Genomic DNA, 13,337 nt, shown 5'->3' with positions numbered 1-13,337 from the left:
TAAAAACTCAGTCGTTCAACTTGACGGCTGAAAGATAAAGATAATAGTTAATACAGGGTTATTATTCCCCAAGCAGGGATAGGACACCCATAAAAAAAACACAGCAACCTTGCCGTTTCGGCTCTTTTTGGAGTCGCATTAATGATAATAAAGAAATGCAATGGCCTCCGGGTATTCCTGGTCCCGGCGTGCGTATCCGTCTGGGCGTTGTGTGTTGCCGGGGCGAATGCCTGGCAACAGGAATATATCGCTATCGATACAAAAAGTAATACTGCGGAACGCTATACATGGGACAGCGATCACCAACCGCGCTATGAAGATATTCTCGCGGAGCGGATAAATGCGTCCGACGATCCTTCCGGACTGGCGTTTAATCAGGCGGTCTCTCCGGTGGATAGCGCACGCGGTATGAGCGTCGGCTGGAATTTCTCTCTGACCGAGGGGATGACGTCCGGCCCGGTCGCCAGTTTACATTCCGATCTGACGTCGCCGCCGCTTACCCGCAATGCGGCCGGAACCGGCTACGTGAATACGCTGGGCTGGCGGGTCGATTATCAGAAGCTATGGGGCGTACATCCGTGGGCTCAGGTGAGCTATAACCAGGAGTTGACGACGGATTTCGGCGGGGCGAACCGCGCGCAGGACGGTGCCTGGCGTGACGTGACGCTGGGCGCAGATATGTCGCTCAACTCTCATCTTGCCGCCTGGGCGGCGCTATCCCAGGCGGACAATTTACCCACCGGGGCAAACTATCTCTATTTAATGGGCGTGAGCGCCAATTTTTAATTTATTGCGGATACGCTGGCGGCGCTTGTGATTCGGCTCATCCCTGAGCCTCACCCGGATGGGGCTGCGGCATGCCGCCATTTGCCACTCGAGTTATTCAGGCTAAATATGTAGCATAGTTGATACGTTTAATTTACTTTATCATTACAGTAATGACGCATCTTCCAGCGGTAGCGGGCACTAACTTTCCGATAAATCGTTAAGGCGTGAATGTTTTGCAATGTCATTCATTCCGCCTTTAATGCATTTCATTCCGCGGTAGCGGCAGCTCATGCCTTTTTTCCCCAGACTTACAGGGGACTTCGTTATGGTGGCGGCAGTTAATTATTCAGGACAACTGCTATGAACGCTGCAAACCGTCAATACACCCGCTGGCTTACGCTGCTCGGCACTATCATTACGCAATTTGCGCTGGGATCGGTTTATACATGGAGTTTGTTCAATAGTTCGCTTTCCGCCAAGCTGGACGAACCGGTAAGCCAGGTGGCGTTTTCATTCGGCCTGTTAAGCCTCGGCCTGGCGCTCTCTTCATCCGTGGCAGGTAAATTACAGGAACGTTTCGGCGTTAAACGCGTCACCATGGCTTCCGGCGTCCTGCTGGGCCTCGGATTTTTCCTTACCGCGCATTCAAACAGCCTGATGATGCTGTGGCTGAGCGCGGGTCTGCTGGTTGGGCTGGCCGACGGTGCTGGCTATTTGCTGACGCTGTCGAACTGCGTCAAATGGTTCCCGGAACGTAAGGGACTGATTTCGGCTTTTTCCATCGGTGCTTACGGGCTTGGCAGCCTGGGTTTTAAATTTATTGACTCCCATCTGCTGGCGACGGTCGGCCTGGAAAAAACCTTTATTATCTGGGGCGCTATCGTGCTGGTGATGATCGTTTTTGGCGCGACGCTGATGACAGACGCGCCGAACCACACCGCTACCGCCAACAACGGCGTCGTCGAAAATGACTTCACCCTCGCCGAATCGATGCGTAAACCTCAGTACTGGATGCTGGCGGTGATGTTCCTGACCGCCTGCATGAGCGGCCTGTACGTGATTGGCGTGGCGAAAGATATCGCCCAGGGGATGGTGCATCTCGATGTTGCGACGGCCGCCAACGCGGTGACGGTGATCTCTATCGCTAACCTGAGCGGGCGCCTGGTTCTGGGCATTCTGTCCGATAAAATGTCCCGCATCCGGGTGATTACCATCGGACAGGTTGTCTCGCTTATCGGTATGGCGGCGCTGCTGTTCGCTCCGCTGAACGCCATGACGTTCTTCGCCGCTATCGCCTGCGTGGCCTTTAACTTCGGCGGTACGATTACCGTCTTCCCGTCGCTGGTCAGCGAGTTCTTTGGCCTCAATAACCTGGCGAAAAACTACGGCGTGATTTATCTCGGCTTTGGTATCGGCAGCATCTGCGGTTCGCTGATTGCTTCCCTGTTCGGCGGTTTCTACGTGACCTTCTGCGTCATCTTTGCGCTGCTGATTCTCTCTCTGGCGCTTTCGACAACGATTCGTCAGCCGAAAAGTGAAATTTACCACCAGGCTCACGCCTGAAACCGGGTGTTATCCCGGCCCCGATGATTAATTACCTAAGCTAATAGTGCCAATCCAACCAAATGTTTTGTAAATGTTTGGTTGGATCACATTCCCTCCTGATACTTTTTCCTTCCGCTGTGGTCTACTTATCGCGCTTTGTAGAGGTTTCTTATAACCAAGCTAAACGCACTTTATTAACCTGCTTACTTATATCGCTTAAGTCGGGCGGTTTTATCTCTTCGTTTTCCAGGTTTTTTGCATGAAATACATTAAAACGATGACGCAGCTGAAGCTCAGTATCTGGCTGGCGCTGTACATCGGCTGGTTTATGAACGCTGCCGTATTCTTCCGCCGCTTCGAGGGGTACGCTCAGGAGTTTACCATCTGGAAAGGACTCTCAGGTGCAGTTGAGCTGATAGGGACCTTTCTGGTCACCTTCTTTCTGCTGCGTATTTTGTCGCTGTTTGGCCGCCGGGTCTGGCGTATTCTCGCGACCATCGTCGTACTCTTCTCCGCCGCCGCCAGCTATTACATGACCTTCCTGAACGTGGTGATCGGCTACGGGATTATTGCCTCGGTGATGACCACTGACATCGACTTGTCCAGAGAGGTTATCGGCTGGCACCTGATTCTCTGGCTGGTGCTGATGAGCGCGCTGCCGCTGGTGCTTATCTGGAGCAACCGCTGTCGCTTCACCCTGCTGCGTCAAATTCGTACGCCCGGCCAGCGGATGAAGAATATTACTATCGTGCTGCTGGCTGGCCTGATGGTCTGGGGGCCTATTCGCTTGCTGGAGGTTCGTCAGAAGAACTTTGAGCGCAGTTCCGAAGTCGATCTGCCAAGCTATGGCGGGGTGGTGGCTAACTCCTATCTGCCGTCTAACTGGCTATCAGCGTTGGGGCTTTACGCGTGGGCGCAGGTGGACGAGTCTTCCGATAATAAATCCCTGATCAATCCGGCGAAAAAATTCACCTACGTTGAGCCGCAAGGGCTGGATGATACTTACGTGGTGTTTATCATCGGCGAAACCACCCGCTGGGACCATATGGGCATCCTGGGCTATAGCCGCAATACCACGCCTAAGCTGGCGCAGGAGAAAAACCTGGTCGCTTTCCGCGGATACTCCTGCGATACCGCTACTAAGCTGTCGCTGCGCTGTATGTTCGTTCGTCAGGGCGGGGCGGATGATAACCCGCAGCGGACGCTGAAAGAACAGAACGTCTTTGCCGTCCTGCACCAGCTCGGCTTTAGCGGCAACCTGTACGCCATGCAGAGCGAGATGTGGTTCTACAGCAACACGATGGCGAACAATATCGCCTATCGCGAGCAGATTGGCGCTGAGCCGAGTAACCGCGGCAAGAGCGTAGACGATATGCTGCTGGTGGATGAGATGAAGCGCGGTCTGGCGAAGAATCCCAATGGTAAACACCTGATTATTCTGCATACCAAAGGATCGCACTTTAACTATACCCAGCGCTATCCGCGCAGCTTTGCGCAGTGGAAGCCGGAGTGCGTCGGCGTCGATAATAAATGCTCGAAGGCTGAGCTGATTAACTCGTACGATAACAGCGTGACCTACGTCGATCACTTTATCGTCAGCGTGCTGGATCAGCTGCGGGACAAGAAGGCGATTGTTTTCTATGCGGCCGACCACGGCGAGTCCATCAACGAGCGCGAACACCTGCACGGTACGCCGCGCAAGATGGCGCCGCCGGAGCAGTTCCGCGTGCCGATGCTGGTGTGGATGTCGGATAAGTATCTGGCGTCGCCCGACCACGCAGCTTCTTTTGCGCACCTGAAGCAGCAGGCGGCCATGAAGGTGCCGCGTCGTCACGTAGAGCTGTATGACACTATTATGGGCTGCCTTGGCTATACTTCGCCGGACGGCGGGATTAACCAATATAACAACTGGTGCCACGTTCCTGACGCTGCGGCGAAGAAGGAGTAGCAGAGTGGCGAGTTTCTCGCCGCTTGAGCGACTTTTTCATAATAAGGCATTGACGGGTGTGTATCGCAGCAGTAAGATGCGCCCGCATTCGGTGATTGGCGCAGCCTGGTAGCGCACTTCGTTCGGGACGAAGGGGTCGGAGGTTCGAATCCTCTATCACCGACCAAATTCGAAAAGCCTGCTCAACGAGCAGGCTTTTTTGCATCTGAGGTTTGTGAGGATGAGAACCTCCGGGGGTAGAGGTTCGACTCGAGCGGAGCGAGAGAACGTTGCGTCAGCAACGGCCCGCAGGGCGAGCCACGTAGTGGCGAGTTATCCTCTATCACCGACCAAATTCGAAAAGCCTGCTCAACGAGCAGGCTTTTTTGTTTTTGTCGTCCTTACTGATATGCAGCATCGTTTCCGGGAAATCCAGCCGTACTGCACACCGCTCCCGGGGGCGGCGCAAAGCGCCTTGCCCGGGCTACGGGTTCAGCGTTGTCTGCGGGCCGGTAGCCCGGACAGATGCGCAGCATCGCCTCCGGGAAATTCAGCCGCACCGCACACCGCTCCCGGGGGCGGCGCAAAGCGCCTTGCCCGGGCTACGGGTTCAGCGTTGTCTGCGGGCCGGTAGCCCGGACAGATGCGCCAGCATCGCCTCCGGGAAAATACGCTGCTTGCTAAGAGTGTAAGAAAACGCCTCCACCCTCATTTCCTGGCGCCAATTCCCTATTTTGTGACATCTTCCATTGTATTTTTTTATATATACTCCGATCTTTTTTCGCGAAGCTTATGGATAACTTCAGCATTTTCCGCTGTGCGTTTTAACGTTCACGCTATTTATCGCTCACATATTGGTCACATCGCAAGAAATTTTTACCATTTACCATAATTGCTTATCACTGGCTGCTGGAAAATATTAAGGCGTTTATTCTGTCTATTGGCCGCTAGCATAAATTTCTCTGCTGGAAATAGCGCTTTGCACTTTTTTTAATCTTTGCCCGCCAATTCTCACACCGGATGTAAAACCAGGTTGGCTGTATTGACGTTTCCCCATTCTGTTGACAGATTGTAGGGCATGAGGGGCATTTCATGGAGAATCCGTACTGCAACTCAGTCGTTTTTGTGAAAGGAATCCCCATCTCTCTCAACGCTTTCGGGCACCACCGACCGGACCGGGTATATTCTAAATAGTTCGAGCTGCGGGAAGGCGGCAAGCGTGAGAATCTCCGGGAGCATATGTGACCGGGGTTATCGAGCGCAGCCAACGCATCCGTAGTTCGCAATATGACGAATAAAAATAAATAAAGGTCTGGCGGATATATGCAAACAACATCACATTTGGAGCAGAATAATGAGTATTTCCTTGAAGAAATCAGGGATGCTGAAGCTTGGTCTGAGCCTGGTTGCCATGACCGTCGCAGCAAGCGTACAAGCGAAGACCCTGGTTTATTGTTCAGAAGGTTCGCCGGAAGGCTTTAACCCGCAGCTCTTCACCTCTGGTACCACCTATGACGCCAGCTCAGTGCCGATTTATAACCGCCTGGTGGAATTTAAAACCGGCACCACGGAAGTCATTCCGGGCCTGGCTGAAAAATGGGAAGTTAGCGAAGACGGGAAAACCTATACCTTCCATCTGCGTAAAGACGTGAAGTGGCAGGATAATAAAGATTTTAAACCGACCCGCACGCTGAACGCCGATGACGTTGTCTTCTCCTTCGACAGACAAAAAAATACCAATAACCCGTACCATAAAGTGTCTGGCGGCAGCTATGAATACTTTGAAGGGATGGGATTACCTGACCTGATTAGCGAAGTGAAGAAAGTGGACGATAACACCGTCCAGTTCGTGCTGACCCGTCCGGAATCGCCGTTCCTTGCCGATCTCGCCATGGACTTCGCCTCTATTCTGTCAAAAGAGTATGCCGACAACATGCTGAAAGCCGGTACGCCGGAGAAAGTGGACCTCAACCCAATCGGTACCGGCCCGTTCCAGCTGCTGCAGTACCAGAAAGACTCCCGCATTCTCTATAAAGCCTTCCCGGGCTACTGGGGCATCAAGCCGAAAATCGATCGCCTGGTCTTCTCCATTACCCCTGATGCTTCCGTGCGCTACGCTAAGCTGCAGAAAAACGAATGCCAGATTATGCCGTACCCGAACCCGGCAGATATCGCGCGCATGAAGGAAGACAAAAACATCACGCTGCTGGAACAGCCGGGCCTGAACGTCGGCTACCTCTCTTTCAACACCGAGAAGAAGCCGCTGGATGATGTCAAAGTTCGCCAGGCGCTGACCTACGCGGTAAACAAAGAAGCGATTATCAAAGCCGTTTACCAGGGCGCAGGCCAGGCCGCGAAGAACCTGATCCCGCCGACCATGTGGGGCTATAACGACGACGTTAAAGACTACACCTACGATCCAGAGAAAGCGAAAGCGCTGCTGAAAGAAGCAGGCCTGGAAAAAGGCTTCACCATCGACCTGTGGGCGATGCCGGTACAGCGTCCGTATAACCCGAACGCGCGCCGTATGGCTGAGATGATTCAGGCCGACTGGGCGAAAGTCGGCGTCCAGGCCAAGATCGTGACCTACGAGTGGGGTGAATACCTCAAGCGCGCGAAAGCGGGCGAGCATCAGACCGTCATGATGGGCTGGACCGGCGACAACGGGGATCCGGATAACTTCTTCGCCACCCTGTTCAGCTGCGCGGCGGCAAAAGACGGTTCTAACTACTCCCGCTGGTGCTACAAGCCGTTTGAAGACCTGATTCAGCCGGCTCGCGCCACCGATGACCACAACAAACGCATTGAGCTGTATAAGCAGGCTCAGGTTGTGATGCACGATCAGGCTCCGGCGCTGATCGTCGCCCACTCCACCGTCTATGAGCCGGTGCGTAAAGAGGTCAAAGGCTACGTGGTCGATCCATTAGGTAAACACCACTTCGATAACGTCTCTATCGAATAATAACAGCGTGTTTCCCCTCTCCCCGCCTTGGGGAGAGGGAATTGACATTTGTGAGCAATACAGACGTCCTGTCACCAGGCGGGCCGTCTCCAGAGAGAATCCGGGTTATGTTGCAGTTCATTCTCCGACGTTTGGGACTTGTCATCCCAACATTTATCGGTATTACCCTTCTCACTTTTGCCTTCGTTCATATGATCCCCGGCGACCCGGTGATGATTATGGCGGGCGAACGTGGTATTTCCCCTGAACGTCACGCGCAGCTGCTGGCCGAAATGGGCCTCGATAAACCGATGTGGCAGCAGTACGTCAACTATATTTGGGGCGTTATGCACGGCGATTTGGGCATCTCGCTGAAAAGCCGAATTCCCGTTTGGCAAGAGTTTGTGCCGCGCTTTAAGGCCACGATGGAGCTGGGCGTCTGCGCGATGATTTTTGCCGTCATCGTCGGGATCCCGGTGGGCGTGCTGGCGGCGGTTAAACGCGGCTCTATCTTCGACCACACCTCCGTGGGCCTCGCGCTGACAGGCTACTCTATGCCCATCTTCTGGTGGGGCATGATGCTGATCATGCTGGTGTCGGTACAGCTTAACCTGACGCCGGTTTCCGGGCGCATCAGCGATACCGTCTTCCTTGACGATACCCTGCCGCTGACCGGATTTATGCTGATCGATACCGCGATTTGGGGCGAGCCGGGCGACTTTATTGATGCGGTAATGCATATGATCCTGCCCGCCGTGGTGCTGGGGACGATTCCCCTGGCGGTGATCGTGCGTATGACCCGTTCATCAATGCTGGAAGTTCTGGGCGAGGATTATATCCGTACCGCGCGCGCGAAAGGCCTGACGCGGATGCGGGTGATCATCGTTCATGCGTTGCGTAACGCGATGCTGCCGGTGGTCACGGTGATCGGTCTGCAGGTCGGTACGCTGCTGGCGGGGGCCATCCTGACCGAAACCATTTTCTCCTGGCCGGGCCTTGGCCGCTGGCTGATTGACGCGCTGCAGCGCCGCGACTATCCGGTGGTGCAGGGCGGGGTGCTGCTGGTGGCGACGATGATTATTCTCGTCAACCTGCTGGTCGACCTGTTGTACGGCGTGGTGAACCCGCGTATCCGGCATAAGAAGTAAGGGGCCATCATGTCACAAGTTACTGAAAATAAAGTTGTCGCCGCGCCGGTGCCAATGACCCCTCTGCAGGAGTTCTGGCACTATTTTAAACGCAACAAAGGCGCCGTCGTGGGGCTGGCCTATGTCGTGGTGATGATTATCATCGCCATCTTCGCCAACTTCCTCGCGCCCTATAATCCGGCGGATCAGTTCCGCGATGCGCTGCTGGCTCCGCCGTTCTGGCAGGAGGGGGGCAGCGTGAGCCACCTGCTCGGCACCGATGACGTCGGCCGCGATATCCTGTCGCGCCTGATGTACGGCGCGCGCCTGTCGCTGCTGGTCGGCTGTCTGGTGGTGGTACTGTCGCTGATCCTTGGCGTGGTGCTCGGCCTTGTCTCGGGCTACTTTGGCGGCGTGGTTGACTCGGTCATTATGCGCGTTGTCGATATTATGCTGGCGCTGCCGAGCCTGCTGCTGGCGCTGGTGCTGGTGGCCATCTTCGGTCCGTCGATCGTCAATGCCTCAATAGCGCTGACCTTTGTCGCCCTGCCGCACTACGTGCGTCTGACCCGCGCCGCGGTGCTGGTGGAGGTAAACCGCGACTACGTGACCGCTTCCCGCGTGGCGGGGGCAGGCGCGATGCGTCAGATGTTCATCAACATTCTTCCTAACTGCCTTGCGCCGCTGATTGTTCAGGCGTCGCTGGGCTTCTCTAACGCCATTCTCGATATGGCCGCTCTTGGCTTCCTTGGCATGGGTGCGCAGCCGCCGACACCGGAGTGGGGCACGATGCTCTCCGACGTGCTGCAGTTCGCGCAGAGCGCCTGGTGGGTCGTCACCTTTCCGGGTGTCGCTATCCTGCTGACGGTGCTGGCATTTAACCTGATGGGTGACGGTCTGCGTGACGCGCTCGATCCCAAACTGAAGCAGTAAGAGGTTCGAGATGGCGTTATTAAAAGTAGATAAACTCTCGGTGCACTTCGGCGACGAAGGGACGCCGTTCCGCGCCGTAGATCGCGTAAGCTACAGCGTAAATCAGGGCGAAGTGGTCGGTATCGTCGGCGAGTCCGGCTCGGGTAAATCGGTCAGCTCGCTGGCGATTATGGGGCTGATTGACTATCCCGGCCGGGTGATGGCTGAAAAGCTGGAGTTTAACGGTCGCGACCTGAAGCGCATTTCCGAAAAAGAGCGCCGCCAGCTGGTGGGCGCGGAAGTGGCGATGATCTTCCAGGACCCGATGACCAGCCTGAATCCGTGCTATACCGTCGGTTACCAGATTATGGAAGCCATTAAGGTGCACCAGGGCGGCAACAAGAAAACCCGCGTGCAGCGGGCGATTGACCTGCTGACGCTGGTGGGGATCCCCGATCCGGCTTCGCGTCTTGACGTCTATCCGCACCAGCTTTCCGGCGGTATGAGCCAGCGCGTGATGATCGCGATGGCCATCGCCTGTCGGCCAAAGCTGCTGATTGCCGATGAGCCCACGACGGCGCTGGATGTGACCATCCAGGCGCAGATCATCGAGCTGCTGCTGGAGCTGCAGCAGAAAGAGAATATGGCGCTGATCCTGATTACCCACGATCTGGCGCTGGTGGCCGAAGCGGCACACAAAATTATCGTCATGTACGCGGGGCAGGTGGTGGAAACCGGCGATGCGGAGGATATCTTCCGCGCGCCTCGCCACCCCTATACGCAGGCGCTGCTGCGCGCGCTGCCGGAGTTCGCTCAGGATAAAGCGCGTCTTGCCTCGCTGCCGGGCGTGGTGCCGGGCAAATACGACCGTCCGAGCGGCTGTCTGCTCAACCCGCGCTGCCCCTATGCGACCGACAAATGCCGCAGCGAAGAACCTGAGCTGAACCTGCTTAACGGCGGTCGCCAGTCGAAATGTCATTACCCACTTGATGATGCCGGGAGGCCTGGGCTATGAGTACGCATGAGGCCACCACGCAACAGCCTCTGTTGCTGGCCACCGATTTGAAAAAATACTATCCGGTGAAGAAGGGGCTCTTCACGCCGGAACGCCTGGTCAAGGCGCTGGACGGCGTCTCGTTTACCCTTGAACGCGGTAAAACGCTGGCGGTAGTGGGGGAGTCCGGCTGCGGTAAATCCACGCTCGGTCGTCTGCTGACGATGATTGAAATCCCCACCGGCGGCGAGCTCTATTACCAGGGACAGGACCTGCTTAAGCACGATCCGCAGGCGCAGAAGCTGCGCCGGCAGAAAATCCAGATTGTGTTCCAGAACCCCTACGGTTCGCTGAACCCGCGTAAAAAGGTGGGGCAGATTCTGGAAGAGCCGCTGCAGATCAACACCAGCTTGAGCAAAGAGCAGCGCCGGGAGAAGGCGCTGGCGATGATGGCCAAAGTGGGCCTGAAAACCGAGCACTACGACCGCTATCCGCATATGTTCTCCGGCGGCCAGCGTCAGCGTATCGCCATTGCCCGCGGTCTGATGCTTGACCCGGACGTGGTGATCGCCGACGAACCGGTTTCCGCGCTGGACGTTTCGGTGCGCGCGCAGGTGCTGAACCTGATGATGGATTTACAGCAGGATCTGGGGCTTTCTTACGTCTTTATCTCCCACGATCTGTCGGTTGTGGAGCATATCGCTGATGAAGTGATGGTGATGTATTTAGGCCGCTGCGTGGAGAAAGGGACGAAAGATCAAATCTTCAACAACCCGCAGCATCCGTACACGCAGGCGCTGCTGTCGGCAACGCCGCGTCTGAATCCGGATGACCGCCGCGAGCGCATCAAGCTCACCGGCGAGCTGCCGAGCCCGCTGAATCCGCCGCCGGGCTGCGCGTTTAACGCCCGCTGCCGTCGCCGTTTCGGCCCGTGCACCCAGCTTCAGCCGCAGCTGAAGGACTACGGCGGCCAGCTGGTAGCCTGCTTTGCGGTCGACCAGGATCAGAACGGCGAGAAGCCCCTGAGCTGATTCAGGCAATAGATAATCAAAGCCGAAGCCTGTGCTTCGGCTTTTTTTTAACCATAACTCAGCACTGTTGGAACAACCGACAACGAACAATACCGGCATTTTACGCCACAACCATTGCTATCCCGGGAGTCCGGGATAACTACATGAATGTATTTTACTTTATCTTGATTGTTTCTTTAGCCGGAGCAAATTAACAGCAAAAGCGATGCATAAAACTGTTCCTTGTTGTTCGGTCAACGCTTTATATTCCTGGTTTTTGGCTAACATCCTGAGCTATTTATTTTGGACGGGAACACTATTTTATTATTTTAATTAAGCGCGGTGAGTGATTTCTAAACGCCTTAAAAAATATTAAAATGTATTCTCTTTAGCCTTCCCCTGGCGTGTATTACGCCGTTTTTTAAAATGCAGACAGTATAAAAAACTACGATCTGCTAATAGCCTGGCAGGCTGCGGGGGGATTGACGGCGCAGCCGCCCAAAAAATGGGGCTATCATTTTGAAAAATAGCTGTTAGTGTAACCGCACTGCCACTATGGAATTACACCAGCCTGACCTATCCAAAATAATCAAAACGCGACTAAAGTTAGCGTATTGTGACGGCCGTAACGCCGGGTAAATGCCCAAAAAACAACAAATTAAACTACGCTTTAGTGGCGTGGGATGACAATTAAAACAGATTAAATATGACGTATTTAAATCATGAGGTTATCTATGAACCATTATGATGATTTGCAGCGCTTCAAGGAAAAGACGCGGACACACAGTCTAAAATTCAAGGACCTTTCATCAGAAGCCGCTGCCGGTGAAAAAGGGGATTGGGTTATTCTCAATCAACTTATTCCGGCGGAGGAAGCGTCTTCTTTGGCCATGGGTGGGTCAGTTTCCTTACCTCTGCCGCAGCGGGTTCCTGCCGATATGTTTCACAAGGTGGAGCCTGCGGTCGTTCATGCTCCACCGGCGCCCTCTTTGGCTACACCGTCCCTGATTATCCCGCCCTCCGCGCCGCAGCCCGCCCCCGTGACGGACATGACTGCTGCGGTGGCCGTAGAGCCTGCGCTGCCGCAAAGCCTGGCAGCGGCTGCGCCCGCCCCCCAGCCGGCGGTTTCTCAGGCTGCTGCGCAGCCGGTACCGGCCAGCGTCCCTGCTCCGGCAGTCAGGCCTCGTCCGGCGGCCGCGCCGACGACGGAGGGTTTTGCCCATCTTTTTGCGGCCAAAACCGCGGAGCCGGTAGCAAAAGATAAAGATCAGTCACTGAAATCACTCCTGGAGAGGATTGCGACATGCCGTTGATCTGCGTGTGTTCACCGAAAGGCGGCGTAGGAAAAACGACCCTGGCGGCAAATCTGGCCTGGGCGCTGGCCCGTGCAGGCAGTAAAGTTCTGGCCCTCGATTTTGATGTGCAGAACGCCCTGCGCCTGCATTTTGGCGTCCCCCTCAGCGACGAGCGTGGCTATGTCGCGAAAGCGCTGGAGCTCCATGACTGGAGCCAGTGCGTATTAAGCGCCGGCAGCAATATTTTCGTCTTGCCCTACGGCGACGTGAGCGACGCGCAGCGACAGGCCTTCGATGAACGCCTGAGCCATGACGAGCATTTCCTGACCCGCGGCCTGGCGGCATTACTCAATTATCCGGGACTGATTACGATTGCCGACCTGCCGCCGGGCCCTTCGCCCGCGCTAAAGGCGCTCACTTCGCTTGCCGATATGCATCTGGTACCGCTGCTGGCGGATACCGCCTCGATGTCCGCGCTGGCGCCCGTGGAAAAGCTGCGTCTGACCGGGGGCGAACTCAACCATAAACTCGGACACTATTTTGTGATCAACCAGAGCGATAACCGTCGCCAGGTCAGCCGCGATGTTACGGCGTTAATGGAAGAAAAGCTGGGCGATCGTCTGCTGGGAATCATCCATCGTGATGAAAGCGTGGTGGAAGCGAATGCTTCCCAGAAGTCTATCCTGGACTTTAACTCCTCCTCCGCAGCCGCCTTTGATATTGAAATTATTGCCAAAAAAATCTCTGCGCAGTTGGGTATCAATATTGGTGACGGCAAGGTGCATAGCCAGCCTCGCAGGTCAGGGCTTTAATTTAAT

General features: G+C 55.3%; 9 protein-coding genes, 1 tRNA gene, 1 other RNA gene and 1 pseudogene. All 12 read left to right on the top strand.

Annotation, left to right across the window (positions count from 1 at the left end; translation table 11 throughout):
* Nucleotides 1-141: 141 nt before the first annotated feature.
* The 12 genes and pseudogenes from BJF97_RS27680 (at nucleotide 142) to bcsQ (ending at nucleotide 13,331) form a co-directional block, all read left to right on the top strand.
* Nucleotides 142-786 (top strand): hypothetical protein, encoded by a 645-nt coding sequence (locus tag BJF97_RS27680; RefSeq protein ID WP_032692951.1) that lies wholly within the window; start codon nucleotides 142-144, stop codon nucleotides 784-786.
* Nucleotides 787-1,128: 342 nt separating this feature from the next.
* Nucleotides 1,129-2,331 carry an L-lactate MFS transporter gene (locus BJF97_RS27675; protein WP_014227191.1) on the top strand — a complete coding sequence of 401 codons (1,203 nt, stop codon included), beginning with the start codon at nucleotides 1,129-1,131 and terminating at the stop codon, nucleotides 2,329-2,331.
* A 241-nt stretch (nucleotides 2,332-2,572) separates the two neighbouring features.
* A complete protein-coding gene (gene eptB / locus BJF97_RS27670) occupies nucleotides 2,573-4,261 on the top strand; it encodes a kdo(2)-lipid A phosphoethanolamine 7''-transferase (protein WP_014227190.1) in 1,689 nt (562 codons plus the stop codon).
* Between the two features lie 89 nt (nucleotides 4,262-4,350).
* A tRNA-Pro gene (locus BJF97_RS27665) sits at nucleotides 4,351-4,427 on the top strand.
* A 34-nt stretch (nucleotides 4,428-4,461) separates the two neighbouring features.
* Nucleotides 4,462-4,593, top strand: a non-coding RNA gene (locus BJF97_RS27660) — RtT sRNA.
* 1,001 nt (nucleotides 4,594-5,594) lie between these two features.
* Nucleotides 5,595-7,202 carry a dipeptide ABC transporter periplasmic-binding protein DppA gene (gene dppA / locus BJF97_RS27655; protein WP_032694177.1) on the top strand — a complete coding sequence of 536 codons (1,608 nt, stop codon included), beginning with the start codon at nucleotides 5,595-5,597 and terminating at the stop codon, nucleotides 7,200-7,202.
* Nucleotides 7,203-7,309: 107 nt separating this feature from the next.
* Nucleotides 7,310-8,329, top strand: coding sequence for a dipeptide ABC transporter permease DppB (gene dppB / locus BJF97_RS27650; RefSeq protein ID WP_014227188.1), 1,020 nt, complete (start codon nucleotides 7,310-7,312; stop codon nucleotides 8,327-8,329).
* 9 nt (nucleotides 8,330-8,338) lie between these two features.
* Nucleotides 8,339-9,241 (top strand): dipeptide ABC transporter permease DppC, encoded by a 903-nt coding sequence (gene dppC, locus BJF97_RS27645; RefSeq protein WP_032694178.1) that lies wholly within the window; start codon nucleotides 8,339-8,341, stop codon nucleotides 9,239-9,241.
* A 10-nt stretch (nucleotides 9,242-9,251) separates the two neighbouring features.
* Complete coding sequence (gene dppD, locus BJF97_RS27640; protein WP_032694179.1) at nucleotides 9,252-10,235, top strand: dipeptide ABC transporter ATP-binding protein; 984 nt, start codon at nucleotides 9,252-9,254, stop codon at nucleotides 10,233-10,235.
* Nucleotides 10,232-11,245: a dipeptide ABC transporter ATP-binding subunit DppF gene (dppF, locus tag BJF97_RS27635; protein ID WP_014227185.1), complete on the top strand. Its 1,014-nt coding sequence runs from the start codon at nucleotides 10,232-10,234 to the stop codon at nucleotides 11,243-11,245. The genes dppD and dppF overlap by 4 nt, the downstream gene beginning before the upstream one ends.
* A 713-nt stretch (nucleotides 11,246-11,958) precedes the next feature.
* On the top strand, nucleotides 11,959-12,537 hold the full coding sequence (gene bcsO, locus BJF97_RS27630) for a cellulose biosynthesis protein BcsO (protein WP_032694180.1): 579 nt from the start codon (nucleotides 11,959-11,961) through the stop codon (nucleotides 12,535-12,537).
* Nucleotide 12,538: 1 nt separating this feature from the next.
* A pseudogene (bcsQ, locus tag BJF97_RS27625) lies at nucleotides 12,539-13,331 on the top strand (cellulose biosynthesis protein BcsQ).
* The last annotated feature ends 6 nt before the right edge of the window (nucleotides 13,332-13,337 follow it).

The organism is Klebsiella sp. LTGPAF-6F, assembly GCF_001753185.1.
In the GTDB taxonomy this organism is placed as follows: domain Bacteria; phylum Pseudomonadota; class Gammaproteobacteria; order Enterobacterales; family Enterobacteriaceae; genus Klebsiella; species Klebsiella michiganensis.
Note: the sequence above shows the minus strand (reverse complement) of the source record. Positions and strands in the feature narration are given on the sequence as shown.